The organism is Hylemonella sp. GW821-FHT10B10 (genome assembly GCF_059415585.1).
This window is the reverse complement of record NZ_JBWKNN010000003.1, coordinates 36,865-60,448: the sequence shown is the minus strand read 5'-3', so window position 1 is coordinate 60,448 and position 23,584 is coordinate 36,865. Positions and strand designations below refer to the sequence as shown.

The following is a 23,584-nucleotide window of genomic DNA, read 5'->3' as shown; positions in this document are numbered from 1 at the left end:
ATACAGTATTGGGCTACCATAGGCCCATGGCCAAGGACAAAACCATCTACACCTGCAACGAGTGCGGCGGCACCAGCCCCAAGTGGCTGGGCAAGTGCCCGCACTGCAATGCCTGGAACTCGCTTATCGAGTCCGTGTCCGAGAGCGCGGCACCCGCCAAGAACCGCTTTGCCGCGCTAGCGAAAACCGCCGAGGTGGTCGCCCTCGCAGATATCGAGGCTTCCGACGTCGAACGCACACCGACCGGCCAGGATGAACTGGACCGGGTGCTGGGTGGCGGCATCGTCGAAGGCGGCGTGGTGCTGATCGGCGGCGACCCTGGCATCGGCAAATCCACCCTGCTGCTGCAGGCGCTGGACGCGCTGCAGCGCGCCGGACAGAAGACGCTCTATGTCACCGGCGAGGAAAGCGGTGCCCAGGTCGCGCTGCGCGCGCGCCGACTGGGGCTGGACGGCTCACGGGTCCAGGTGCTGGCCGAGATCCAGCTCGAGAAGATCCTCGCTACGCTGGACGCGCACCAGCCGGCCATCGCCGTGATCGACTCCATCCAGACCGTCTATTCCGACCAGCTCACCTCCGCGCCGGGCTCGGTGGCCCAGGTGCGCGAATGCGCCGCCCACCTCACGCGCGCGGCCAAGGCCAGCGGCACCGCCATCGTGCTGGTGGGCCACGTCACCAAGGAGGGCGCGCTGGCCGGTCCGCGTGTGCTGGAGCACATGGTGGACACAGTGCTGTACTTCGAGGGCGACACGCACAGCAGCTTCCGCCTGATCCGCGCCATCAAGAACCGTTTCGGCGCGGTCAACGAGATCGGCGTCTTCGCGATGACGGAAAAAGGCCTCAAGGGCGTGAGCAATCCCAGCGCCATCTTTCTCTCGCAGCACGCCGAGCCCGTGCCCGGCAGCTGCGTGATGGTTACGCTCGAAGGCACGCGGCCCATGCTGGTGGAAATCCAGGCCCTGGTGGACAGCGGTGGCCCCAGCCCGCGCCGACTCTCGGTGGGCCTGGACCGCGACCGGCTGGCCATGTTGCTGGCCGTGCTGCACCGCCACGCCGGCGTGGCCTGTCTGGACCAGGACGTGTTCGTCAACGCCGTGGGCGGCGTGCGCATCAGTGAGCCGGCAGCCGACCTGGCCGTGATGCTGGCCATCACGTCCAGCTTGCGCGGTCGTGCGCTGCCCAAGGGCTTCATCGCCTTCGGTGAGGTGGGCCTGGCCGGCGAAGTGCGCCCCGCACCGCGCGGGCAGGAGCGCCTGAAGGAAGCGGCCAAGCTGGGTTTCAGCGTGGCCGTGGTGCCCAAGGCCAATGCGCCCAAGAAAGCCATCGAGGGGCTGACGATCCACGCCGTCGAGCGCGTGGAAGAGGCTTTGCAAGTGTTGCGGACCTTGGAATGAAGCAGCCGAGCGCTCCGGCAGGTAGACGATCTTGGGGCCTGGTCGTTTTGCTGGCCGCGCCGTGGCTGGTGGGAATGGGCTACGCGCCTGACCCAAGTATGGTTCCCCGTCTATTCAGCTGGACCGTGTTGGTTCTCTTGTGGGTGGGCCGAACCGGACTGACATTGAATCACTTGTACTGGGGACTGCTTTGGGCCAGTGGGCTCAATGCCCTTATCGGCCTCGGGCAGTACCTGGGTTACACATCGCTGTTGCCTTCGTGGGTGGAAACGGCCCAGGTGGGTGAGGCCTATGGCCAACTGCGTCAGCGCAACCAGTTCGCGACTTTGATGAATCTGGGCCTGCTGGCGGCCCTGTGCGCGGAGTTGGGACCGGCCCGCTCGCGGGCGTGGACCGCAGGTCGGTTGGTCTTGATCGCTCTGTTGGTCATTGCCAATGTTGCTTCGGCGTCGCGCACAGGGGCGCTGGAATGCCTGCTGGTGTTGGTTTTCACGGGGATTGTGCGGGGATCTGTAGCCACGATCAGGCTACGCCTGATCGTGGCGCTGGTGGCGTTTCTCGTGGCCGAGTTTCTACTGCCCTACCTCGGCGGAGACGGCCATGCGCCCAACTTGTTGACTCGTCTTGAGGAGGTGCCCGATTGCGGCAGCCGTCTTGTGCTGTGGAGCAATGTACTGACCCTGATCAGTCAGCGCCCCTGGTTGGGCTGGGGCTGGGGCGAGCTGGACTATGCCCACTTTATGGCGCAGTACGAGGGCACACGCTTTTGTGAGCTACTCGACAACGCGCACAACCTGCCGCTGCAACTCGGGGTGGAGCTCGGGCTGCCACTGACCATGCTGCTCTTGTTTGGGGGCGCTTGGTGGATTTGGCACGCCCGTCCTTGGCGGGAGACGGCGTTGCCACGGCAGATGGCCTGGGTGATGTTGGGCTTGATCGGCGTACACAGCCTGCTGGAGTACCCGCTTTGGTTCGGTCCATTCCAGTTCACCGTGCTGGTGTTGCTTGGGTTGTTGGCTTCCGGGGGGGCGCTTCAAGTTGGCGTTGCAACGGGGATACCGGTCGGAGGCAGGGCGCGTGGCCTGCTCATGCCTGGGCTCGCACTGGTGACGTTGCTTTATGTGGCCTGGGACTACCAGCGCATCAGCCAGCTCTATCGCCCGATGTCGCAACGCTGGCCGGCGTACCGCGTGCAGACCCCGGACACAATGGCCGATAGCCTCTTGTTTCGCGATGCACAGCGCTTTGCGCACTACACGCTGACTCCACTCACTCCCGGGAACGCTGGTCAGCTTTATGACCAGGGTGTGCAACTATTGCATTTCTCGCCTGAACCCCGGGTGGTCAGCAAGCTGATCGAAGCGGCCTATCTGCTGGGTCGTGCCAAGGAGGCAGAGGTCTACGAGGCGCGTTTCCAGGCGGTTTATCCGCAGGAGCATGCCCACTGGCGCCGGTCGATCAAGCAGCCAACATCCCTGGAAGCTCCGCAGGGTTCCCGGAGTTGACGCCACTGCCCATCAGGTGCCGCGACCCAGGACACGGAAACGGTACGAGACATGGCCGACTCCCTGGGTGACACATCAGCGTCTCTCTGCATGTCGGGTCGGGTAACTGCGGCGGCGCGTGAGGGCTATCGCCCTGTACCGGGCCCCTGCCAAGCGAGGCAATCCACCCTCTCTAGAATGTCCCGTCTGGACTTCGTTGCAGGGATCGCTCATGCCCACGCTTACATTGGCCCTCGCCCGTGACCTGATCGACCAGGCCATGGCCCATGCCACCCAGCATTTCAAGAAACCGGTCTGTGTCTCGGTCTGTGACGCCAGCGGTCTGTTGTTGGCCTTTGTGCGCATGGAAGGTGCGCCGCTGCGCAGTGTCGCCATTTCCCAGGGCAAGGGCTACAGCGCCGCACGCATGGGCGCAACGACGCAGGCCGTGCTGGAGCGCCTGCACCGGGAGCAGATCGAGATCGGCTACTTCTGCGACCCGCAGCTCACGGCCCTGCCGGGCGGCTCGCCCCTCAAGAACAAGGACGGCGTGCTGTGCGGCGCCATCGGCGTCAGCGGCCTGACCTCGGCCGAAGACCAGCAGGTCACGGACTTCATTGCCGGCAAGTTTGCGGCATGAAGACGGTGCGCCTGCCCTCGGGCGAGCATGTTTCCGCGCTGGGCCAGGGGACCTGGTACATGGGCGAGGACCGCGGCGCGCGCAAGGCGGAGGTCGCTGCCCTGCAGCTAGGCCTGGACCTGGGTCTGACGCTGATCGATACCGCCGAGATGTACGCCGAGGGCGGTGCCGAAGAGGTGGTAGGCGAGGCGCTGGCGGGGCGGCGCGAGCGGGCCTTTCTGGTCAGCAAGGTCTACCCGCACAACGCTTCGCGCCAGGGTGTGGCAGCGGCCTGCGAGCGCAGCCTGCGGCGCCTGAAAACCGAGCACATTGATCTCTATCTGCTGCATTGGCGCGGGTCTGTCCCGCTGGCCGAGACGGTGACCGGCTTCGAGGTCTTGCAACGTGCAGGGAAGATCCGCCATTGGGGCGTGAGCAACCTGGACCTCGATGACATGCGCGAGCTTCGGGACGTACCCGGCGGCGCAGCCTGCGCGGCCAACCAGCTGCTTTACAACCTGAGCCGTCGTGGCATCGAGTGGGATCTGTTGCCCTGGCTGCGCCAGCAGGGCTTGGCCACCATGGCCTACTCGCCGATCGAGCAGGGGCGGCTGTCGCGCCACAAGGGGCTGCAGGATTTTGCGCGTCGCCACGGCATGACGCCGGCGCAGACGGCCCTGGCTTGGCTGCTGGCCCAGGAAGGCGTGATCACCATCCCCAAATCGGCCAGCCTGGCGCGTGTGCGAGAGAACGCGGCGGCCGGTGACATGACGCTGGACGCCGCCCAATTGGCCGAACTCAACCGCCTGTTCGCACCGCCCACCGGGTCTTCGGCGCTGGACATGCTCTGAGACAATCGGGGCATGCAAATACAGAAAATCCTGCTTCCCATCGGCGCGGTGGCGCTGGTCGTGGCGAGCTACCGTTTCGCTGGCTGGGCCGGTGTGGCCTTCGCCGTCGGTGCCCTCATGCTGTGGCTGATGCTGCACTTCACCCGTCTCATGCACATCCTCAAACGCGCGGCTGACAGCCCCCTGGGTTATGTGGACAGCGCCGTCATGTTGCAGGCCAAGCTCAAGCCTGGCATGACGCTGATGCACGTGGTGGCCATGACCCGTGCGCTGGGCGTGCAGGTGAGCCCGTCCGACAGCCAGCCCGAAATGTTCCGCTGGACCGACCCCTCCGATGCCTCGGTGACTTGCGAATTCCATGCTGGCAAGCTGGTGCGCTGGGACTTCCGCCGCCCGGACGCTGCCGACCCCGGTTCGACCACCATGCCGGGCCTGCCGCCGGCCCCGTAAAATCAGGGTTTTGCGCCCGTTGACGCGGGTATCCCCATTTAGGAAAGAACGAATGAGCCCCCTACCGACCTCGATGTCCGACCGCGACGGAAAAATCTGGATGGACGGCAAGCTGGTGGAATGGCGTGACGCCAAGATCCACGTGCTGACCCATACCCTGCACTATGGCTGCGGGGCATTCGAAGGGGTACGCGCTTACAACACGGTCAACGGCACCGCCATCTTCCGTCTGCAGGAGCACACCGAGCGCCTGTTCAACAGCGCCAAGATCCTGCGGATGAAGATCCCGTTCACCATGGAGCAGGTCAACGAGGCGCAGAAGGATGTGGTGCGTGCCAACAAGCTCGAGAGCTGCTACCTGCGTCCGCTGACCTGGATTGGCGACAAGAAGCTGGGCGTGAGCCCGAAGGGCAACACCATCCACCTGATGGTCGCGGCCTGGGCCTGGGGCGCCTACCTGGGCGAGGAAGGCCTCAAGCGCGGCATCCGCGTCAAGACCTCCAGCTACACGCGCCACCACGTCAACATCACCATGACGCAGGCCAAGGCGGTGAGCAACTACAGCAACTCCATCCTGGCCAATATGGAAGCCACGGACGATGGTTACGACGAAGCGCTGCTGCTCGATTCGTCCGGCTTCGTGTCCGAAGGCGCGGGCGAGAACGTCTTCGTCATCAAGGGCGGCGTGATCTACACGCCTGACCTGTCGGCCGGCGCACTTAACGGCATCACGCGCAACACCGTGTTCCACATCGCCAAGGACCTGGGCCTGGAGATCGTGCAGAAACGCATCACGCGCGACGAGATCTACATCGCCGACGAAGCCTTCTTCACCGGCACCGCTGCTGAAGTCACCCCTATCCGCGAACTCGACCGTGTCGAGATCGGCATCGGCTCGCGCGGCCCGATCACGGAGAAGATCCAGAACGCCTTCTTCGACATCGTCAACGGCCGCAATCCCAAATACGCCCACTGGCTGACCAAAGTCTGAGGAACACGAGATGAGCAAGTCCACCGTTGAACTGCTGGCCAAGGACCTGAACGCCCAGGGGGGCGTCTACTGTCCCAGCCCCAAGGCCGACATGAAGATCTGGAACAGCCACCCCAAGGTCTACCTGGACGTGGCACACACCGGCGAAGCCAAGTGCCCCTACTGCGGTACCGTGTACAAGCTGAAGGCCGGTGAACATTTCGCCGCCCACCACTAAAGCCCAGGGCCGCGGTATCGCGGCTCTTGTCATTGCGCCCCAGTGGATCGGGGACGCGGTGATGACCGAGCCGCTTTTGCGTCGCCTGGCTGCACGCGGCGAGCGGCTCACGGTGGGGGCCCTGCCTTGGGTGGCGCCGGTCTACCGCGCCATGCCCCAGGTGGCCGAGGTCATCGAATTCCCCTTCGCCCATGGCGGCCTGCAGCTCAAGGCGCGGCGTGCGCTGGCACGGCAGATCGAGGGCCGCTTTGATGTGGCCTATGTGTTGCCCAACTCGCTCAAGAGCGCGCTGCTGCCTTTCCTGGCCAGCATCCCGAAGCGTGTGGGCTACCTGGGCGAGGCGCGCGTGGGCCTGCTCACACACCGTCTGAAGAACCCGCCCAAGGACAAGCGCCCCCCCATGGTGGCCTTCTACTCGGCGCTCAGTGGCGAAACGGGCATCGAAGCCGACCAGCCGCACTTGCAGGTTGATGCCGCGCAGTGTGATGCCGTGCTGGCGAAGCAGGGGCTGGCGCGCGATGGTTACTACGTCTTCGTGCCGGGCGCCGAATATGGTTCAGCCAAACGTTGGCCGGTGCAGCGTTATGCGGAACTGGCACGACAACTCGACGCTCCGGTGATCGTGCTGGGTTCAGGCAAGGAGGCACCGCTGGGTACCGAGATCTCGGCCCTGGCCTCCGGGGTCGACTGCCGCAACCTGGCCGGTACCACGAGCCTGGCCGAAGCCTTTGCCCTGATCGCCGCTGCTCGCCGGGTCATCAGCAACGACACCGGCCTCATGCATGTGGCCGCCGCGCTGGACGTGCCCCAGGTGGCGATCTTTGGCTCCAGCAGTCCCGAGCACACGCCACCGTTGAGCGCGCGGGCCCAGGTGCTCTGGCTCAAGCAGGACCCGGATTACCAGCCCCCGCTGGATTGCGCGCCCTGTTTCCAGCGCGAATGCCCGCTGGGCCACCTGCGCTGCCTCAACGACATCACGGCCGACCGCGTGCGCACGGCCCTGGCCGCTTCGGTCTAGCGCATTCCGGATAAAAAAAAGCCACCCTTGCGGGTGGCTTTGAAAAGTCCTCGAAAGGACGTCGTTGGGATCATTGACGCTGGCCTGCGCTGCTAGAGGAAAACGCAAACCGGCGGTATTTGGAAAAAATTGACTGTGACAGCAGTACGGAACCAAATATAGCCAGCAGTTTGCCTTTGGCATATCCCACAAATTGGGGATATGGCGTTAGAAGTGTCGCGAAATAAGACATTCAGGGTGCTTGTCAGGCCGTTTTAACCAAGGGGATGGTGCTGAACAGAGCCTCGAAAGCCATATCGAAGGCCGCGGGCCGCGAATCCGAGATAAACAGACCGAACTGGTCCAGCTCCACGACATACATGGTGAACGGGCTGAGCAGGTTCTGCTCGACTTTCAGGCCGCGGTAGCACTGGTGCCGCGTGACGAAGTCTGATCGATCGGGCCGCGATGGGCGGGATGTGGTTGCGCTCATGGTGTGTTCCCCCAAGCTGGCCTAACCATAGGAAACACAGGTCGTCTGCGCCAGCCCCCGCAGGGCCGGCGCTGTGCGGTTTTTCACGCCTTAGGTGTTTGCCTGCTCAGCCCGTCAGTGGCAGGCGCAGCACGAAGCAGGCTCCCCCGCCCGACCGCTCTTCACACCGAACCGTGCCGCCGTGTCGCTGGGCAATGGTGCGCACCAGGGCCAGGCCCAGGCCCACGCCGCCCTCGCGTTCGGAAGCGCCTGGCAGGCGGAAGAAGGGCTCGAAGATGCGTTCGCGCAGGGCGGGTGGCACACCCGGCCCTTGGTCGCAGACCCGGATCTCGACGTGGGTGCCCTGGGTTTGCAGGGTCAGGGTTACCTCACCGCCGCCATGCCGGCGGGCGTTCTCCAGCAGGTTGCGCAGGGCGCGGCGCAGCAGCCGGGTGAGGCCCATGACCAGCACGCTGGTGGTGCCGGCGGGTGTATCCAGCTCCGCACCGGTGCGGGCGCATTCCTCGGCGCACAGGCCGACCAGTTCGACAGGCTCCAGCGGCCCCAGATCGTCGGGGCTGGCATCGAGCCGGCTGGCCAGCAGGATTTCGTCGATCAGCTGGTCCAGCTCGCGGATGTTGCGCGCGATTTCCTCGTGGGTCGCTGGACTGGGCTGGGCCTGCATGAGCTCCAGGCCCATGCGGATGCGCGCCAGCGGCGAGCGCAGCTCGTGCGAGGCGTTGGCCAGCAGGGCCTTGTGCGAGAGCAGTAGGGCCTGTACGCGGGCGGCGGCGATGTTGAAGCGCTGGGCCAGGAAGGCCACTTCGTCCTGTCCGTCCTCGGGCAGGCGGCGTGCCAGGTCACCCTCGCCCCAGCGCTCCACGCCCTGCTGCAGCGCCTCGAGCCGTTTGGTCAGGCGGCGCACGATGGGGTAGGCGCCCAGGGCCACGGCGGCGGCCACCAGGCCGAGCATCACGAGCAGGTTGTAGGGGGGGGGCAGGCTGGCCGGCCCCAGCGGGGGTGCGGGAGGTGGCCGGTTGCCGGGGCGCGGCAACTGCACAAAGACCGTCTGACCATCGCGCAGGGGCACTTCGAATTCCCAGCCCTGGCCGGGCACGCGCGAGCCTCGTGTCTGGGCCTGGCCCAGCACCTCGCCCTGCGCGTTGCGCAGGATGATCTCGCGGCCTGGGCGCTGGGCGCGTTCACGCTCCGCCTCCTGGCGCCAGATCCAGCCGAAGATCAGGGTCAGCAGCACGATGGCGGCCACCACGGCCAGCCAGATGCGGATGTAGAGGCGCTGTATCAGCGGCGTGGTCATGCTGCGGACGCGTCAGTCCTGCTGGCGCGCGAAGACGTAACCTACACCGCGTACGGTCAGGATGCGTTTGGGCGCCTTGGGGTCGGCCTCGATGGCTGCGCGAATGCGGCCCATGTGGACGTCGATTGAGCGGTCGAAGGCTTCGAGCTCACGGCCGCGTACGGCCTCCATGATCTGGTCGCGCGTGAGCACGCGCCCGGCGCGCTCGGCCAAGGTGACCAGCAGGTCGAACTGGTAGGAGGTCAGTTCGCAGGCCTGGCTGTTGACGCTGACGGTACGTGCGTCGCGGTCGATGGCCAGCGAACCGAAGCGCAGCTGGCTGGCAGGTGCCGGGCCATTGCCGCCGCTACGGCGGCGCAGCACGGCACGGATGCGCGCCAGCAGCTCGCGCGGCTCGAAAGGTTTGGCCAGGTAGTCGTCGGCCCCCATCTCCAGGCCGATCACGCGGTCCATGGGGTCGCCCTTGGCAGTGAGCATCAGGATGGGGGTCTGCGCCAGGGCCGAGGGCAGGGCGCGGATGCGGCGGCAGATCTCCAGCCCGTCCATGTCGGGCAGCATGAGGTCGAGCACCAGCAGCTGGGGTGCAGGATTTGCGGCCTGCAGCCGTGCCAGACCGTCTTCGCCGCTGCCGGCGACTTCAACGGCGTAGCCGGATTGCGCCAGGTACTCGCTGACCATGGCGGCCAGACGGGCATCGTCTTCGATCATCAGCAGGGGCTGGCTCATGTCAGCAAGTCTATCGCTCATGCCGCCATGGTGGGGGCGAGCGGTCAGCCGCGCTTGTCGCGGCTGTAAAGATAGGTAAACGCCTCAGTTGCGGGCCCGCCGGGCGGCGCGTGCCGCCAGTCCCACCAGCAAGAGCACGGGCAGGCCCAGCAGGGCGGTGGAGACGAAGAAGTGGCTGTAGCCGTAGGCGTCCACGTAGTGGCCCGAGAAACCCGCGATGAATTTGGGCGCCAGCAGCATCATGGAGCTGAACAGTGCGTACTGTGTGGCCGAATAGCTGATGTTGGTCAGGCTGGAGAGGTAGGCGATGAAGGCTGCCGAAGCGATGCCGCTGGAGAGGTTGTCGGCCGAGATCACGAAAATCAGCGCCGTCACGTCATGCCCGCGCGAGCCCAGCCAGGCGAACAGCAGGTTGCTGGCCGCGCTGAGCAGGGCGCCCAGCATGAGCACGCGCATCACGCCCAGACGCATGGCCAGCACACCGCCCACGAAGGCGCCCACAAGGGTCATGATGACGCCGTAGACCTTGGTCACGGCGGCGACCTCATCCTTGGTGTAACCCATGTCCACATAGAAGGGGTTGGCCATGATGCCCATGACCACGTCGCTGATGCGGTAGACGGCGATCAGCGCCAGGATCAGGCCTGCCTGCCACTTGTAGCGACCCAGGAAGTCGGTGAAGGGTTCCACCACGGCGCCTTGCAGCCATTCGCCCACACTGCGTGCCGGCGGCAGTTCGTGGCGCGCGGGTTCGGACGAGAACAGCACGGTCAGCATGCCGGGCAGCATGCTCGCGGCCATGATCAGGTAGGCCGTGGCCCAGGCGGCATCCTGGTAGCCGGTAGCGTCCACTTCGGCCCGTGCGGCCAGCCACAACACGCCGGCCCCGGCCCAGATCATGGCCATGCGGTAGCCGGTCTGGTAGGCCGCCGCCAGCGCGGCCTGGCGCTCGGCCCCGGCCGATTCGATGCGGAAGGCGTCCAGCGCAATGTCCTGCGTGGCCGAGGCGAAGGCCACGACCAGCGCGCACCAGACCACGGTTTGCAGCCCGTTTTGCGGATTGTTCAGGGCCATGCCGGTCAGCCCGGCCACGATGGCCGCTTGCGAGAGCAGCAGCCAGCTGCGGCGCAAGCCCAGCCAGCGGGTCAGGCCCGGCAGGGGCAGGCGGTCTACCAGGGGCGCCCATGCCCACTTGAAGGCGTAGGCCAGGCCGACCCAGCTGAGTTCGCCGATGGTGCCGCGATCGACGCCAGCCTCGCGCAGGCGAAAGCTCAGCGTGCCCAGCACCAGCAGCAGGGGCAGGCCGGCGGCGAAACCCAGGGCCAGCATGCGCAGGGTGGCGGGTTCGAGGTAGACCCGCAGGGTGGCGCCCCAGCTGGGCTTGAGTTGGGCCGGTTCGGGCGCACTTGGTGTCATACGGGAATAATAAGCGCAGCCCTCGCGTTCCACTTCCATGAACAAAACAAAACGACACCCCCCTGCAACTCTGAGCGTCCTGCTGCTGGCGGCTGCGCTGCTGGCGGGCTGCAATGAGCGCTCCGAGCCGCAGCGCGACGGCGTGGACGTGGGCAAGAACTCGGCCTTTACCAAGCTGGTGTCAGCCGAGCAGGTCGAGAAGACGGCCGAGCAGCAATACACCCAGCTCCAGATGCAGGCTGCCAACAAGCATGCCCTGCTGCCCAGGGATCATCCGCAGGCCCAGCGGCTGCAGGCCATTGCCAGGAGGATCATTCCCCATGCGTTGGCCTGGAATCCGCGCGCGCAGGACTGGAAATGGTCGATCAGCCTGATCAAGTCGCCCCAGATCAATGCCTTCTGCATGCCGGGCGGCAAGATCGCCTTCTACACCGGCATCCTGGAGCGGCTGGAGCTCAGCGATGACGAAGTGGCGATGGTCATGGGTCACGAGATGGCGCACGCACTGCGCGAGCACGCGCGTGAGCGCATGGGCAAGGGGGCCGTGACCCAGGGCGTGGCCCGCGTGGGGGGTGCCGTGGTGGCCGCCTGGCTGGGCGTGGACCCGCGTCTGACCGATGGCGTGGCGCGCGGCGGCGCCAATTTGCTGACGCTGGAATTCAGCCGCAGCGACGAGTCCGAAGCCGATCTGGTCGGACTGGAACTGGCCGCGCGTGCCGGCTACGACCCGCGTGCCGGTGTCAGCCTGTGGCGCAAGATGGGTGCTGCAAGCAAAGGGGCACCGCCGCAATGGCTCTCCACCCATCCCTCGGGCAAGACGCGCATTTCGGAGATCGAAAAGAACCTGCCCAAGGTGCTGCCCCTCTACGAGCGGGCTCGCCGTGCGCCCGCGCGTTCGTGAAAACCGGTAGGGCCGGTTTCAGTGGCGTGTGCCTTGAAGGGCTCAGGACTTAGAAGCGATAGACCATGCCCACGGAGACACTGGGCAGGTAGCCCAGGCCTCCCAGGGAGTCGTTCATTTTCTTCTTCTGCGCATCGACATCGGCCTGGGTGATGCCGTTGTAGCCCACCAGGTCGGTATCGATCTCGGCTGTGAATGAGCCGAGGGTGACGCCGACATCGGCGTAGAAGCCCAGACCCTTGGTCGAGACGTGGTGGCCATAACCCAGGCCCAGGTAGGCGGTGGTGCTCGGGTATTTCAGGCTGACGTTGAATTTCTTGCCTGTGGTGTCGGTGGTGACGCTGCCGATGGTGGTATTGGGGCCGCCCACGCCATTCACGTTCAGTTTGGTGTCGTTGGCTGTGACGCCGCCGACCAGACGAAACCCGCCACTGAAAGGGAACCAGTCGGCAAACAGGCCGGCGCGGTTGGACTTGAAGTTGGCGTCGTAGCGCACACCGTTGTCCGTGCCGCTGGCGCTGGCCGACAGGCCGCCCGCATATTCGCCACGCACCCCCCACTTGGTGCCCAGGGGCTGGGCATAACCCAGGGTGTACAGGCCGGGCAAGCCGATGCCGCCGTAGATGTCTTGCGCCTGGATGTGACCACCGAGGCTGGCCAGGAGGATCGAGCTGACAAGGCGTTTTTTCATTTTGAGGGCGCCGGACGTTGGCAAAATGAACGACCGATCCTATCGGTCTAAACAGGATCTGGATCCAGGTTGCCGCTCAGTAGCGGTAGATCAGGCCCAGCGACACGCTGGGCAGGTAGCGGAAACCCAGCCAGCCATTGCTTTGCGTACGCCATCCATCCATGTCCACGGTGGCATTGCTGCCCTGGCTGGCGTCTGCGTCGCTGGGCAGGGCGCCCAGCGAAACCCCCATGTCGGCATAAAAACCCAGCCCCTTGACGGCCTGGCCTTGCTGGCCATAACCCACACCGACATAGGTGGAGGTGCTGGGGTATTTGCCGCGCAACTGATAGGGGCTGCTGGCTGGTGCCGCCGTATAACTGCCCAGGATGCCCTGGCCGTTGCGGGTGTCATTGAAATTCAGGCCGCCCACCACCCGAAAGCCGCTGCCGAAGGGAAACCAGTCGGCATACAGGCTGGCGCGGTTGATGTCGACAGGGCCGCCGGCATCCAGACGGTTATCAGGAGCTTTCCACTTCAGGCCCGGGCTGTAGTCGCTGCGCAGGCCCCAGCTGCCGCTGACGGGCAGGGTGTAACTCAGGCTATAGAGGCCCGGGCCGGCATAGGCAACTTGTGCCGGCGCCGGGCCGGCCGCTGCAGTAAAGAGGGCCAGCGCCAGCAGACGGGCGCGCAGCGGATTCATGATGGTTCCTGAGTTTCAAACTGGGTTTGATTATTCAGGAGATCGGCCTGCCGCGCCGTTTACTGAAGTGTCTGACAGGGTTTCTGTACGCCCTGCCACATGAGAAGATGAACAGTAGCGTGTGCTTACGTTCCGCCCACGAATGGATTGGACTGGCGTTCACGACCGAAGGTGCTTTCGGGTCCGTGACCGGGAATGAACACAGTGTCGTTGCCCATGGGCCACAGTCGTTCGGTGATGCTACGGATCAGGTCGCCGTGGTTGCCCTGGGGAAAGTCGGTGCGCCCGATGGACCCGGCAAACAACACGTCACCGACGAAAGCGCGTTGCGCCTCCGGGGAGTGGAAGACCACGTGCCCGGGCGTATGGCCGGGGCAATGGCGCACGTTGAGGGTGCAGTGGCCTATGGTCACCGTGTCGCCGTCCCGCAGCCAGCGTGAAGGCGTAAAGCGCTCCGATTGCGGGAAACGGAACATGCGGCTCTGTTCGGCCAACTGGTCGATCCAGAACTGGTCGCCGGGATGGGGGCCAATGATGGGCAGCTGGAGCTGGCGGGCGAGCTCGGCCGTGCCGCCGGCGTGGTCGATGTGCGCATGGGTCAGCCAGATCGCCTTGAGCTTGACGCCCAGCTGGGCGGCCACCTGGGTGATGCGCGGCAGGTCGCCGCCCGGGTCGATGACGGCAGCCTCCATCGTTTCGTCGCACCAGACGATGGAGCAGTTCTGTTCGAAGGCAGTGACGGGAACGGTCTGGTACTTGAGCATGGCCGGGAAAAGGGAGGGTGAAACAGGCGGCGAAAGTCGCATTTTGCACGGCGGCATCGCGTTATGCCGGCAAAATGCGGCTCATGAACGTGAACGCTTCTGCTGAAACCGCCCGCCTGCTGCCAGCCGACGATACCCAGCGTGCCATGTTGCACAACGAGGTGCACGCCCGTCCCTCGGCGCGCATCCGCCTGCCAGCCCTGGTGATCTATGTGGCTGTACTCAACGATGGCATCTGTCGCGAGCGGGAGTGCGAGCACCTGCGCCTGTTGCCGGGCCAGCAGGATTTGACGCCGGAGCGCCTGCAGGCCAATTTCCTGCGCCTGCGCTTCGAGGGCTACACCGTCAAGTGGGAGCGTCACACCGAGTTCACGCGGTACTCCATCGTGCAGCCGCTGCCCCCGCATGCGCGCCTGGGTGCCGATGATCCGGAATTGCTGCGCGCGCTGGTGGTGAGCCCCCAGTGGTTGCGCGAGATACCGGGCCGTACCATCGCGGCCATCAAGCTGGCCATGGTGCATGGCGAGGTGTCCCCGCCGGAGGCCAGCCTGGCGCAAGCGCGTCGCTGGTTCGGCGACCACCCGGTGGTGGCTTCGGTCCTGGGCAACAACGGCCACTCGCTGGTGGTCACGGATTTCCAGCTGCGCGACAGCGGTTTCGAGCGCCTGCTGGTGATCGCGCCGACCGCGACGACAGAGACGCGGGCCGGTCGTGTGTCGCAGCGCCTGCTGGAGCTGGAGACCTACCGCCTGATGGCCCTGCGTGGCCTGCCCGTGGCCAAGAGCCTGGGGCCCATGCTGGCCGAGGCCGAGGGGCAACTCGCTGGCATCACGGCACAGCTGGAAAATAAACAGGCATCGGAACAGGAGCTGCTCGATATCCTGATCGCACTGGCCGCGCGCGTGGAGCGGGCTACCGCCGAGCACGACTACCGTTTCGCGGCCACACGGGCCTATGACAGCTTGGTCGGCCAGCGCCTGGTCGAGTTGCGCGAGCAGCCCGTGCCGGGTACTCAGACCCTGGGCGAATTTCTGCAGCGCCGTCTGTCGCCGGCCATGGCCACAGTGGCCGCCACCTCGCAGCGCCTGACCTCGCTGTCCGAACGCGTTTCACGTGCGAGCGCCTTGCTGCGCACGCGGGTGGATATCGCCACCGAGGCGCAGAACCAGCAGTTGCTGGAGAAGCTCACGCGCGGCCAGGAACTGCAACTGCGCCTGCAGACCACGGTGGAGGGCCTGTCCATTGCGGCGATTTCCTACTACGTGGTCAGCCTGCTGCTGTATGTTGTCAAGGCGGCCAAGGCCGCAGGTGCGCCGCTCAATCCCGAGATGGCCGTGGGTGCCCTGATCCCGCTGGTGCTCTGGGCGGTGTGGCGCACGACACGGCGCATCCATGCCAAGCTGCACGCCGGGAACTGAGCCACGGCGGGCGTTACAGCACGCCTTCGTAGCTGACCGTCAGCGGCGCGTGGTCGCTGAATTTCTCACCCTTGTAGACCGATACGCTGCGTGCATAGGCCGCCAGTGCCGGCGTGGCCAGCTGGTAGTCGATGCGCCAGCCCACGTTCTTGGCGTAGGCCTGGCCGCGGTTGCTCCACCAGGTGTAGGCGGCATCGGTCGCCTCGGGTTCCAGCTGGCGATAGACGTCGACCAAGCCGCCCTCGTCCAGCAGCTTGGTCATCCAGGCGCGCTCTTCGGGCAGGAAGCCGGAGTTCTTGAGGTTGCCCTTCCAGTTCTTCAGGTCCATTTCCTTGTGGGCGATGTTGACGTCGCCCACAAGAATGAACTCGCGCCCGCGCTTGAGAGTCTGCAGGTGCGGGTAGATCTGGTCGAGAAAGCGGAATTTGGCCTGCTGGCGTTCCTCGCCTGAAGAGCCGCTGGGGAAGTAGCAGCTGACCAAAGACAGCTTGCTGTGCGGGGTGTCGAAGCGCAGCTCCACGTAGCGGCCCTCGGCATCGAATTCGGGTGAGCCGTAGCCTATGACGACATCGCTTGGCTCGTGCCGGGTGTAGAGACCCACGCCGGAGTAGCCCTTTTTCTCCGCGTAATGGAAGTAGCCGCGCAGGCCGGCCAGCTCTTCGAAGCGGCCCGCCACGTCTTCCGCCTGGGCCTTGACCTCCTGTACCCCCATACAATCCGGACGAGTCTGGTCCAGCCAGGCCTCCAGCCCCTTGCCGGTGGCCGAGCGTATGCCGTTGAGGTTGAGGCTGACAAGTTTGAACAAGGAATTTCCCATGGCGGACGGTGTGGTGAGTGGGCAGGACAGCCTGGCCCAGGATTTTGTGGCTTTCGCCGTCGAGTGCGGCGTGCTGCGTTTCGGCGAATTCAAGACCAAGGCCGGCCGGCTCTCCCCCTATTTCTTCAATGCGGGGCTGTTCGACGACGGGGCCAAGCTGGGCCGGCTGGCCGAATTCTATGCCCGCCGCCTGATCGCGTCCGGCATCGAGTTCGACATGATCTTCGGCCCGGCCTACAAGGGCATCCCGCTGGGGGCGGCCCTGGCCGTGGAGCTGGCGCGGCACGGGCGCAACGTGCCCTTTGCCTATAACCGCAAGGAAGCCAAGAACCATGGCGAAGGCGGCACCCTGGTCGGCGCGCCGCTCAAGGGCCGGGTCCTGATCGTGGACGATGTCATGTCTGCGGGCACGGCTGCACGCGAGTCCATCGCCTTGATCGAGGCGGCCGGTGCCACGCCCCATGGCGTGGTGATCGCCCTGGACCGGCAGGAAATGGCCACCGAAAACGGCCAGGACGTGCCCTACAGCGCTGTGCAATACGTACGAAATCGCTTGGGATTGCAGGTGGCCGCCATTGCGAAACTGGCTGATTTATTGCACTATCTGGAACAACACAGCCGTACCGGCCTGGCCGCTGACCATCAGCGTGTGCTGGCGTACCGGCAAAAATACGGCGTCCAGGATTGATCAACATGAAGCGATTGGCAGGGGTGGTAGGAATGGGCGTGCTGCTGGCGGGCAGCGCGTTGCAGGTGCACGCACAGGCCAGCGTCGAAGGCGGCATTTACACCTGTGTGGATGCCAAGGGGCGCAAGCTCACTTCCGACCGCCCCATCCGTGAATGTGCCGACCGCGAGCAGAGGCTGCTCAACCCCAGTGGCACGGTGCGCGCCATCATTCCCCCTACCCTGACCGGGCCTGAGCGCGCTGCGCTGGAGGCCAAAAAGCGCCGTGAAGCCGAGGAGCAGGCGCGGCAGGCCGAGGAAAAACGTCGCGAGCGCGCCCTGCTGGTGCGTTACCCCAGCCGCTCTGTGCATGACAAGGAGCGTTCCGAAGCCCTCGCCCAGATCACTGTGGTGCGCCAAGCTGCCATGAACCGCGTCCGGGAGCTGCAACGCCAGCGCAAGGAGCTTGACGTCGAACTGGAGTTCTATGCGAAGGACCCCAGCAAGGTGCCGCCTTCACTTCAGCGTCTGGTGGATGAAAACGAGAAGAGCATGGCCGTGCAGGAGCGGTTCATCGCCGACCAGGACGCCGAATTGGTCCGTGTGAACGCCCGTTTCGACGAAGAGCTGCTGCGCCTGCAACAGCTCTGGGCCCAGATCGGCGCGCCAGCCAGCTGAGCCGGGCAGGCCGGTGCCGACCGGTCTGCGTCTGCCCCGATCGATCAAGCCAGCTTGCTGCGTAGCAGGTCGTTGACCTGTTGCGGGTTGGCCTTGCCCTTGCTGGCTTTCATGATCTGACCCACCAGCGCATTGAAGGCCTTGTCCTTGCCGGCCTTGAACTGGGCCACGTTGTCGGGATTGGCGGCGATGACGTCGTCGATGATCTTTTCCAGCGCACCGCTGTCGTTCATCTGCTTGAGGCCCTTGGCTTCGATGAGGGCATCCACATCCTGGCCTTCGCCACTCCAGAGCGAGTCAAAGACCTGCCGGCCTGCGTTGTTGGAGATGGTGCCGTCGGCGATGCGCGTGATCAGCGCGGCCAGCTGGGCTGCGCTGACCGGAGCCTGTTCAATGACCGTCTCGCCGGCATTCAGGCGGCGCGACACCTCGCCCATGATCCAGTTGCTGGCCAGCTTGGGTTGCTTGCAGGCTTGTGCGGTGGTCTCGAAATAGGTCGCCATGGCCTTGCTCTGTGTCAGCGTGGTGGCGTCGTATTCGGGCAGGCCGTAGTCGGCCACGAACCGCGCGGCCATGGCACGTGGCAGTTCGGGCAGTTCGCTGCGCACGCGCTCGATCCACTCGGACTCGATCACCAGGGGCGGCAAGTCGGGGTCGGGGAAGTAACGGTAGTCGGCAGCGTCTTCCTTGGTGCGCATGGACCGCGTCTCGCCGGTGTCGGGGTCGAAGAGCACGGTGGCCTGCTGGATGGCGTGACCGTCTTCGATCTGTTCGATCTGCCAGCGCACCTCGAAGTCGATGGCCTGCTGCATGAACTTGAAGCTGTTCAGGTTCTTGATCTCGCGGCGTGTGCCCAGCGGTGCCCCGGGCTTGCGCACGGAGACATTGGCGTCGCAACGGAAGCTGCCCTCCTGCATATTGCCATCGCAGATGCCTATCCAGGTCACGATCTTGTGTAGCTCCTTGGCATAGGCCACGGCTTCGTCGCTCGAGCGGATGTCGGGTTCGGTCACGATCTCCAGCAGCGGGGTGCCAGCGCGGTTCAGGTCGATGCCGCTCTGGCCGATGAAGTCTTCGTGCAGGGACTTGCCCGCGTCTTCTTCGAGGTGGGCGCGCACGAGGCGCACGGTCTTTTTCTCTTCGCCCAGGAAGAAGGACACCTCGCCGCCCTGCACCACGGGGATCTCGAACTGGCTGATCTGGTAACCCTTGGGCAGATCGGGGTAGAAGTAGTTTTTGCGTGCAAAGATGCTGCGTGGTGCGATGTGCGAACCGATGGCCAGGCCCAGGCGGATGGCACGTTCCACCGCACCGCGGTTCATCACGGGCAGGGTGCCTGGCAAGGCCAGGTCCACCGCACAGGCCTGGGTGTTGGGCTCGGCACCGAACGCGACCGAAGCCCGACTGAAGATCTTGCTTTCGGTGGAAAGCTGGGCATGCGTCTCGAAGCCGATCACGACTTCGTAGCCCTGGACGAGTTTGGCGGTCATCTCAAAAACCTCCTGGCGTGCGGAGGTGGAAGTCGGTGGCCTGCTGGTAGCCGTGGGCGGCGTTGAGCAGCTTGCTTTCCTGCAGGTAGTTGCCGATCAGCTGCAGACCCACAGGCATGTTCCCCTCACCAAAACCCACGGGCAGGCTCATGCCCGGCAGGCCGGCCAGGGAGCCAGGCAGGGTGTAGATATCGGCCAGGTAGGCTGCAACCGGGTCCTCGCTCTTGTCGCCGAGCTTCCAGGCCACCGTGGGGGCCACGGGGCCGGCGATCACGTCGCAGTCCTTGAAGGCCTGCTGGAAGTCATCGGCGATCATGCGGCGGATCTTCTGCGCCTGCAGGTAGTAGGCGTCGTAGTAGCCGTGGCTCAGCACATAGGTGCCGATCATGATGCGGCGCTTGACCTCATCGCCAAAGCCTTCGGCGCGGGTTTTTTTGTACATATCGAGCAGATCGGTGTACTGGTCGGCACGGTGGCCGAACTTCACGCCATCGAAGCGCGAGAGGTTGGAGCTGGCTTCAGCCGGGGCAATGATGTAGTAGACGGGGATGGCCAGCTCGGTGAGCGGCAGAGAGATCTCCACCAGCTTGGCGCCGAGTTTTTCGTAGGCTTTCAGTGCAGCGTCGATGGCTGCACGCACGTCCGCGGCCAGGCCGGCGCCGAAGAATTCCTTGGGGATGCCGATGCGCAAGCCGTGGAGCTTGTCGCCGAGACTGCGGCTGAAATCTTCCGCGGGCACATCCAGCGAAGTCGAGTCGCGGTCCAGGTCCGGGCCGCACAGGGCCGAGAGCAGCAGGGCGCAGTCTTCGGCTGAGCGGGCCATGGGGCCGGCCTGGTCCAGGCTGGAGGCGTAGGCGATCATGCCGTAGCGGCTGGCGCGGCCATAGGTGGGCTTGATGCCCGTGAGGCCGCAGAAGGAGGCTGGCTGGCGGATGGAGCCACCGGTGTCCGTGCCCGTGGCGGCCGGGGCAAGGCGGGCAGCCACGGCAGCGGCGCTGCCGCCCGAGGAACCGCCAGGTACACGGCTTTTGTCCCAGGGGTTGCGCACCGGAGCGGGGGCGCTGTGGCCCACGGCCGGTACGGCCACGCTTTCATTGGCCGAGCCCATGGCGAACTCATCGCAGCTGAGCTTGCCCAGGGTCACGGTGCCCGCTTCTGCAAGACGACGGACCACGGTTGCGTCGAAGGGCGAGCGGTAGCCGGCCAGAATCTTCGAGCCGGCGGTGGAGGGGAAATCCTTGGTGACGAAGATGTCCTTGTGCGCGATGGGCACGCCTGCCAGCGGGGTGGCTGAGCCCGCGGCCAGGGCCACATCGGCCGCGCGGGCCTGGGCCAGGGTGGCCTCTTCGTCCACGGCCACGAAGGCGGCGAGGTCTTGGTGGGCCGACATACGGCCGAGGAAATGCCGGGCTGTCTCGACGGCCGAGACCTTCTTGTCGCGCAGCAGGCGGGCCAGTTCGGCCACGCTGAGTTGGTGCAGTTCAGACATCATTCAATGACTTTGGGAACCAGGAAGAGGCCGCGTTCGACGGCCGGCGCGCTTTGCTGGTTGGCTTCGCGCTGGTTGGGCTCGGTGGCGCGGTCCTCGCGCAGGCGCAGCGCGGCCTGGCCGGTGGCGGCGGCCATGGTGGGATGGGCCAGGGGCTCGATGCCCGCAGTGTCGACGGCGCGCATCTGCTCGACGATGTCGAAGAAGCCGTTGATGCGCGTGCGCATGCGTTCGCTTTCGGCCGGGCTGAGCTCGAGCCGGGCCAGATTGGCGATGCGCGAGATGTCTGCAGAGGTCAGGGACATGGCGGGCAGGTTGAAACCGGGTGTAATCCCGGGGGCCGAGGGGCCCCGGAACAGCGGGTTATACACAGGGGATAGGGTATTATCCCGCCTTTAGTGGCGCCCTTTCCTGCTCCCGGGGATTACGGCGCTGCGCACCGAGTCACAACCGCGCATCCTGCGCACCGGGCGACGGGCGAGCGAAGCTCGCTCGTGCCCTCAGAGAGGAACGAGTAATGTTTGGAGCTTTCCGTCAGTATTTCTCCACTGACCTGGCCATCGACCTGGGCACGGCCAACACCCTGATTTACGTGCGCGACCGCGGCATCGTCCTGGACGAGCCCTCGGTGGTGGCCATCCGCCACGAAGGCGGCCCGCAGGGCAAGAAGACCATCCAGGCGGTCGGCCACGAAGCCAAAGCCATGCTGGGCAAAGTGCCTGGCAACATCGAGGCGATCCGCCCGATGAAGGACGGCGTGATCGCCGACTTCACCGTCACCGAGCAGATGCTCAAGCAGTTCATCAAGATGGTCCACCCGCGTGGTGTGTTCAAGCCCAGCCCGCGCATCATCATCTGCGTGCCCTGCGGCTCGACCCAGGTCGAGCGCCGCGCCATCCGTGAATCGGCCCTGGGCGCCGGTGCCAGCGACGTCTACCTGATCGAGGAACCCATGGCCGCGGCCATCGGTTCCGGCCTGCCCGTCTCCGAGGCCTCGGGCTCCATGGTGGTCGACATCGGCGGTGGTACCACCGAAGTTGGCGTGATCTCCCTGGGCGGCATGGTCTACAAGGGCTCGGTGCGTGTGGGTGGCGACAAGTTCGACGAAGCCATCATCAACTACATCCGCCGCAACTACGGCATGCTGATCGGTGAACCCACGGCCGAGTCCATCAAGAAGAACATCGGCTCGGCCTTTCCCGGCAGCGAGGTGCGCGAGATGGAAGTGCGCGGTCGCAACCTGTCCGAAGGCGTGCCGCGCAGTTTCACGATCTCTTCCAACGAGATCCTGGAAGCCCTGACCGACCCGCTCAACAACATCGTCTCGGCCGTGAAGAACGCGCTGGAGCAGACCCCGCCCGAACTGGGCGCCGACATCGCCGACCGCGGCATGATGCTGACTGGCGGCGGCGCGCTGCTGCGTGATCTGGACCGTCTGCTGTCCGAAGAAACCGGCCTGCCCGTGCTGGTGGCCGAGGACCCGCTGACCTGCGTGGTGCGCGGCTGTGGCATCGCCCTCGAACGCATGGACCGTCTGGGCGCCATCTTCACGAACGAATAATCGGCAGGTACAGCGATGCCTTTCGGTACGCTGGACAGGACTCCTCCCCCCTTCTTCCGGCAGGGCGCCTCGGCCCTGTCCAAGCTCATGCTGTTCAGCGCCCTGGCGCTGTTCCTCATGGTGGCCGACACGCGCTTTCAGCTGACCGGCCCGGTGCGCATGACCATCGCCTCGGTGCTCTATCCCGTGCAATGGGCCCTGGTGCAGCCCGTGACCTGGACCCGCGACGGCTTCCGCCAGATGCAGTCGCTGCGCAGTGCGCAGGAAGACGCGCAGACCTACCGCGAGCAGCTGCGTCTGCAGTCGCCACGCGTGCAGCAATTCGATCAGTTGTCCCAGGAGAACAAGCGCCTGCGCCAGCTGCTGGACCTGCGCGAACGCATGCCCACGCCGGGGCTGGCCGCGCAGGTGCTCTACGACGCGGCCGATCCCTACGCCCACAAGGTCATCATCGACAAGGGCCTGATCCACGGCGTGAGCGCCGGCTCCCCGGTGCTGGACGAATCCGGCGTATTGGGCCAGGTAACCCGCGTCTACCCTTCGCTGAGCGAGGTGACGCTGGTGATCGACGCCGACCAGGCCATCCCCGTGCTCAACATCCGCACCGGCGTGCGCGCCGTGGCCTTTGGCGACCCCAGCCTGCACGGCGGGGCGCTGGAGCTGCGCTACATGGGCAGCAATGCCGATGTGCAGCCCGGCGACATCCTGACCACCAGTGGCATCGACGGTGTCTTCCCGCCTGGCCTGCCAGTGGCGCGTGTCGAGAAGGTCGAACGCCGCGTGGAGCTGCCCTTTGCCCTTATCTACTGCGTGCCGCAGGCCCGGGTGGCGGGTGCCTCGCAGGTGCTGGTGCTGCCCAGCCTGGCTGGGCAGCAGCCGTCGCGGCCGCAGGAAAAGGCTCCGCTCGCCTTGAAGACGGGTCGACGAGACGGCAGCAAGGGGGTGCAGAAATGATCATGCGTCCCGGCCAGCAGCTGCTTTTGCCGGCCAATCCCCTGTTCATCTGGGGCAGCCTCTTTGCTGCCTTCGGCCTCAATCTGCTGCTCAATATCGCCTTGTGGGGGCGCGCTGCCTGGGCACCTGATCTGCTGGCCCTGGCCCTGGTCTTCTGGGGCGTGCATCAGCCGCAGCGCATCGGCATCGGCGCGGCCTTCATGTTCGGCCTGCTGATGGACGTGCACCAGGGCAGCGTGCTGGGGCAACACGCCCTGGCCTACGCCGTGCTGAATTTCCTGGCCATTGCCATCCATCGCCGACTCCTGTGGTTCACGCTGGCCTCGCAGTCGGTGCACGTGCTGCCCCTGTTGATCGCCGCCCATGCGGTGGCCCTGGCCGTGCGCCTGATGGTGGGGGGCAATTTCCCGGGTTTTTCCTTGCTGCTGGCCCCGTTGATCGAAGCCCTGCTGTGGCCGGTGGCCTCCCTGCTGCTGCTGCTGCCGCAGCGGCGCGCGCCCGACCCCGACGCCAACCGGCCCTTGTAGAGTACTGTCTG

26 protein-coding genes are annotated in these 23,584 nt (G+C 65.5%); 15 read left to right on the top strand and 11 right to left on the bottom strand.

The genetic code is table 11. The annotated features are described in order from the left end of the window. Window positions 1-26 precede the first annotated feature (26 nt). The 8 genes from radA to waaF all read left to right on the top strand — a co-directional run bounded on the left by radA (window position 27) and on the right by waaF (window position 7,024). Window positions 27-1,394 (top strand): DNA repair protein RadA, encoded by a 1,368-nt coding sequence (gene radA, locus AC07NT_RS13840; protein ID WP_498599571.1) that lies wholly within the window; start codon window positions 27-29, stop codon window positions 1,392-1,394. Next, complete coding sequence (locus AC07NT_RS13835) at window positions 1,391-2,899, top strand: PglL family O-oligosaccharyltransferase (protein WP_498599572.1); 1,509 nt, start codon at window positions 1,391-1,393, stop codon at window positions 2,897-2,899. Before radA ends, AC07NT_RS13835 begins: the two co-directional genes overlap by 4 nt. A gap of 211 nt (window positions 2,900-3,110) precedes the next feature. Continuing rightward, on the top strand, window positions 3,111-3,518 hold the full coding sequence (locus AC07NT_RS13830; protein ID WP_498599573.1) for a GlcG/HbpS family heme-binding protein: 408 nt from the start codon (window positions 3,111-3,113) through the stop codon (window positions 3,516-3,518). Beyond that, window positions 3,515-4,348, top strand: coding sequence for an aldo/keto reductase (locus AC07NT_RS13825; protein WP_498599574.1), 834 nt, complete (start codon window positions 3,515-3,517; stop codon window positions 4,346-4,348). Before AC07NT_RS13830 ends, AC07NT_RS13825 begins: the two co-directional genes overlap by 4 nt. Window positions 4,349-4,360: 12 nt before the next feature. Continuing rightward, window positions 4,361-4,798, top strand: a complete 438-nt coding sequence (locus AC07NT_RS13820) for a glycerate kinase (RefSeq protein WP_498599575.1) — start codon at window positions 4,361-4,363, stop codon at window positions 4,796-4,798. A gap of 52 nt (window positions 4,799-4,850) precedes the next feature. Beyond that, window positions 4,851-5,789 (top strand): branched-chain amino acid transaminase, encoded by a 939-nt coding sequence (locus AC07NT_RS13815; RefSeq protein WP_498599577.1) that lies wholly within the window; start codon window positions 4,851-4,853, stop codon window positions 5,787-5,789. 10 nt (window positions 5,790-5,799) lie between these two features. Beyond that, window positions 5,800-6,006, top strand: coding sequence for a zinc-finger domain-containing protein (locus tag AC07NT_RS13810; RefSeq protein WP_498599578.1), 207 nt, complete (start codon window positions 5,800-5,802; stop codon window positions 6,004-6,006). Window positions 6,007-6,022: 16 nt separating this feature from the next. After that, window positions 6,023-7,024, top strand: a complete 1,002-nt coding sequence (gene waaF, locus AC07NT_RS13805; RefSeq protein WP_498599671.1) for a lipopolysaccharide heptosyltransferase II — start codon at window positions 6,023-6,025, stop codon at window positions 7,022-7,024. 244 nt (window positions 7,025-7,268) lie between these two features. On the opposite strand, the gene AC07NT_RS13800 is transcribed toward waaF, so the two are convergent. From AC07NT_RS13800 to AC07NT_RS13785, 4 genes are all read right to left on the bottom strand, one after another. Continuing rightward, a complete protein-coding gene (locus AC07NT_RS13800; protein WP_498599580.1) occupies window positions 7,269-7,496 on the bottom strand; it encodes a hypothetical protein in 228 nt (75 codons plus the stop codon). Window positions 7,497-7,602: 106 nt separating this feature from the next. After that, window positions 7,603-8,793, bottom strand: a complete 1,191-nt coding sequence (locus AC07NT_RS13795) for a sensor histidine kinase (protein WP_498599581.1) — start codon at window positions 8,791-8,793, stop codon at window positions 7,603-7,605. 12 nt (window positions 8,794-8,805) lie between these two features. Next, entirely contained in the window at window positions 8,806-9,519 is a 714-nt protein-coding gene (locus AC07NT_RS13790; RefSeq protein WP_498599673.1) for a response regulator, read from the bottom strand. An 84-nt stretch (window positions 9,520-9,603) separates the two neighbouring features. Further along, window positions 9,604-10,935 carry an AmpG family muropeptide MFS transporter gene (locus tag AC07NT_RS13785; protein ID WP_498599582.1) on the bottom strand — a complete coding sequence of 444 codons (1,332 nt, stop codon included), beginning with the start codon at window positions 10,933-10,935 and terminating at the stop codon, window positions 9,604-9,606. Window positions 10,936-10,972: 37 nt separating this feature from the next. Here AC07NT_RS13785 and AC07NT_RS13780 point away from each other — a divergent pair, with 37 nt between their 5' ends. Beyond that, window positions 10,973-11,836 carry a M48 family metallopeptidase gene (locus AC07NT_RS13780; protein ID WP_498599584.1) on the top strand — a complete coding sequence of 288 codons (864 nt, stop codon included), beginning with the start codon at window positions 10,973-10,975 and terminating at the stop codon, window positions 11,834-11,836. A 49-nt stretch (window positions 11,837-11,885) separates the two neighbouring features. Here the strand turns inward: AC07NT_RS13780 and AC07NT_RS13775 are convergent, their stop codons facing one another. From AC07NT_RS13775 to AC07NT_RS13765, 3 genes are all read right to left on the bottom strand, one after another. Beyond that, window positions 11,886-12,527, bottom strand: a complete 642-nt coding sequence (locus AC07NT_RS13775; protein ID WP_498599586.1) for a hypothetical protein — start codon at window positions 12,525-12,527, stop codon at window positions 11,886-11,888. A gap of 76 nt (window positions 12,528-12,603) precedes the next feature. Next, complete coding sequence (locus AC07NT_RS13770; protein WP_498599588.1) at window positions 12,604-13,209, bottom strand: hypothetical protein; 606 nt, start codon at window positions 13,207-13,209, stop codon at window positions 12,604-12,606. 125 nt (window positions 13,210-13,334) lie between these two features. Continuing rightward, entirely contained in the window at window positions 13,335-13,973 is a 639-nt protein-coding gene (locus tag AC07NT_RS13765) for an MBL fold metallo-hydrolase (RefSeq protein WP_498599674.1), read from the bottom strand. An 83-nt stretch (window positions 13,974-14,056) separates the two neighbouring features. On the opposite strand from AC07NT_RS13765, the gene AC07NT_RS13760 reads away from it, so the two are divergent. Then, window positions 14,057-15,391, top strand: coding sequence for a DUF3422 family protein (locus tag AC07NT_RS13760; RefSeq protein ID WP_498599590.1), 1,335 nt, complete (start codon window positions 14,057-14,059; stop codon window positions 15,389-15,391). Window positions 15,392-15,404: 13 nt separating this feature from the next. Here the strand turns inward: AC07NT_RS13760 and AC07NT_RS13755 are convergent, their stop codons facing one another. Beyond that, window positions 15,405-16,196: an exodeoxyribonuclease III gene (locus tag AC07NT_RS13755; protein WP_498599592.1), complete on the bottom strand. Its 792-nt coding sequence runs from the start codon at window positions 16,194-16,196 to the stop codon at window positions 15,405-15,407. A 10-nt stretch (window positions 16,197-16,206) separates the two neighbouring features. Between AC07NT_RS13755 and pyrE the strand changes: the two genes are divergently transcribed. Beyond that, window positions 16,207-16,896: an orotate phosphoribosyltransferase gene (gene pyrE / locus AC07NT_RS13750; protein WP_498599593.1), complete on the top strand. Its 690-nt coding sequence runs from the start codon at window positions 16,207-16,209 to the stop codon at window positions 16,894-16,896. Between the two features lie 5 nt (window positions 16,897-16,901). Next, on the top strand, window positions 16,902-17,552 hold the full coding sequence (locus AC07NT_RS13745; RefSeq protein ID WP_498599594.1) for a DUF4124 domain-containing protein: 651 nt from the start codon (window positions 16,902-16,904) through the stop codon (window positions 17,550-17,552). A gap of 44 nt (window positions 17,553-17,596) precedes the next feature. Here AC07NT_RS13745 and gatB read toward each other — a convergent pair whose 3' ends face one another. From gatB to gatC, 3 genes are read right to left on the bottom strand one after another with little or no spacing between them, the layout of a single operon-like run. Continuing rightward, on the bottom strand, window positions 17,597-19,042 hold the full coding sequence (gene gatB / locus AC07NT_RS13740) for an Asp-tRNA(Asn)/Glu-tRNA(Gln) amidotransferase subunit GatB (protein ID WP_498599595.1): 1,446 nt from the start codon (window positions 19,040-19,042) through the stop codon (window positions 17,597-17,599). Between the two features lies 1 nt (window position 19,043). After that, on the bottom strand, window positions 19,044-20,534 hold the full coding sequence (gene gatA, locus AC07NT_RS13735; protein ID WP_498599596.1) for an Asp-tRNA(Asn)/Glu-tRNA(Gln) amidotransferase subunit GatA: 1,491 nt from the start codon (window positions 20,532-20,534) through the stop codon (window positions 19,044-19,046). Next, a complete protein-coding gene (gene gatC / locus AC07NT_RS13730; RefSeq protein WP_498599597.1) occupies window positions 20,531-20,836 on the bottom strand; it encodes an Asp-tRNA(Asn)/Glu-tRNA(Gln) amidotransferase subunit GatC in 306 nt (101 codons plus the stop codon). The genes gatA and gatC overlap by 4 nt, the downstream gene beginning before the upstream one ends. Before the next feature lie 212 nt (window positions 20,837-21,048). On the opposite strand from gatC, the gene AC07NT_RS13725 reads away from it, so the two are divergent. Genes AC07NT_RS13725 through mreD form a run of 3 tightly spaced genes read left to right on the top strand, consistent with a single transcriptional unit; the run spans window position 21,049 to window position 23,573 of the window. Next, entirely contained in the window at window positions 21,049-22,092 is a 1,044-nt protein-coding gene (locus AC07NT_RS13725; RefSeq protein WP_498599599.1) for a rod shape-determining protein, read from the top strand. Between the two features lie 15 nt (window positions 22,093-22,107). Continuing rightward, a complete protein-coding gene (mreC, locus tag AC07NT_RS13720; protein ID WP_498599601.1) occupies window positions 22,108-23,046 on the top strand; it encodes a rod shape-determining protein MreC in 939 nt (312 codons plus the stop codon). Further along, window positions 23,043-23,573 (top strand): rod shape-determining protein MreD, encoded by a 531-nt coding sequence (gene mreD, locus AC07NT_RS13715; RefSeq protein ID WP_498599604.1) that lies wholly within the window; start codon window positions 23,043-23,045, stop codon window positions 23,571-23,573. The genes mreC and mreD overlap by 4 nt, the downstream gene beginning before the upstream one ends. Window positions 23,574-23,584: the final 11 nt, after the last annotated feature.

Bases quoted from the DNA above. Each gene is read 5' to 3' on its own strand.
- radA (WP_498599571.1), top strand. From the start codon at position 27: ATGGCCAAGGACAAAACCATCTACACCTGCAACGAGTGCGGCGGCACC.
- AC07NT_RS13835 (WP_498599572.1), top strand. From the start codon at position 1,391: ATGAAGCAGCCGAGCGCTCCGGCAGGTAGACGATCTTGGGGCCTGGTC.
- AC07NT_RS13830 (WP_498599573.1), top strand. From the start codon at position 3,111: ATGCCCACGCTTACATTGGCCCTCGCCCGTGACCTGATCGACCAGGCC.
- AC07NT_RS13825 (WP_498599574.1), top strand. From the start codon at position 3,515: ATGAAGACGGTGCGCCTGCCCTCGGGCGAGCATGTTTCCGCGCTGGGC.
- AC07NT_RS13820 (WP_498599575.1), top strand. From the start codon at position 4,361: ATGCAAATACAGAAAATCCTGCTTCCCATCGGCGCGGTGGCGCTGGTC.
- AC07NT_RS13815 (WP_498599577.1), top strand. From the start codon at position 4,851: ATGAGCCCCCTACCGACCTCGATGTCCGACCGCGACGGAAAAATCTGG.
- AC07NT_RS13810 (WP_498599578.1), top strand. From the start codon at position 5,800: ATGAGCAAGTCCACCGTTGAACTGCTGGCCAAGGACCTGAACGCCCAG.
- AC07NT_RS13800 (WP_498599580.1), bottom strand. From the start codon at position 7,496: ATGAGCGCAACCACATCCCGCCCATCGCGGCCCGATCGATCAGACTTC.
- AC07NT_RS13795 (WP_498599581.1), bottom strand. From the start codon at position 8,793: ATGACCACGCCGCTGATACAGCGCCTCTACATCCGCATCTGGCTGGCC.
- AC07NT_RS13790 (WP_498599673.1), bottom strand. From the start codon at position 9,519: ATGAGCCAGCCCCTGCTGATGATCGAAGACGATGCCCGTCTGGCCGCC.
- AC07NT_RS13785 (WP_498599582.1), bottom strand. From the start codon at position 10,935: ATGACACCAAGTGCGCCCGAACCGGCCCAACTCAAGCCCAGCTGGGGC.
- AC07NT_RS13780 (WP_498599584.1), top strand. From the start codon at position 10,973: ATGAACAAAACAAAACGACACCCCCCTGCAACTCTGAGCGTCCTGCTG.
- AC07NT_RS13775 (WP_498599586.1), bottom strand. From the start codon at position 12,527: ATGAAAAAACGCCTTGTCAGCTCGATCCTCCTGGCCAGCCTCGGTGGT.
- AC07NT_RS13770 (WP_498599588.1), bottom strand. From the start codon at position 13,209: ATGAATCCGCTGCGCGCCCGTCTGCTGGCGCTGGCCCTCTTTACTGCA.
- AC07NT_RS13765 (WP_498599674.1), bottom strand. From the start codon at position 13,973: ATGCTCAAGTACCAGACCGTTCCCGTCACTGCCTTCGAACAGAACTGC.
- AC07NT_RS13760 (WP_498599590.1), top strand. From the start codon at position 14,057: ATGAACGTGAACGCTTCTGCTGAAACCGCCCGCCTGCTGCCAGCCGAC.
- pyrE (WP_498599593.1), top strand. From the start codon at position 16,207: ATGGCGGACGGTGTGGTGAGTGGGCAGGACAGCCTGGCCCAGGATTTT.
- AC07NT_RS13745 (WP_498599594.1), top strand. From the start codon at position 16,902: ATGAAGCGATTGGCAGGGGTGGTAGGAATGGGCGTGCTGCTGGCGGGC.
- gatB (WP_498599595.1), bottom strand. From the start codon at position 19,042: ATGACCGCCAAACTCGTCCAGGGCTACGAAGTCGTGATCGGCTTCGAG.
- gatA (WP_498599596.1), bottom strand. From the start codon at position 20,534: ATGATGTCTGAACTGCACCAACTCAGCGTGGCCGAACTGGCCCGCCTG.
- gatC (WP_498599597.1), bottom strand. From the start codon at position 20,836: ATGTCCCTGACCTCTGCAGACATCTCGCGCATCGCCAATCTGGCCCGG.
- AC07NT_RS13725 (WP_498599599.1), top strand. From the start codon at position 21,049: ATGTTTGGAGCTTTCCGTCAGTATTTCTCCACTGACCTGGCCATCGAC.
- mreC (WP_498599601.1), top strand. From the start codon at position 22,108: ATGCCTTTCGGTACGCTGGACAGGACTCCTCCCCCCTTCTTCCGGCAG.
- mreD (WP_498599604.1), top strand. From the start codon at position 23,043: ATGATCATGCGTCCCGGCCAGCAGCTGCTTTTGCCGGCCAATCCCCTG.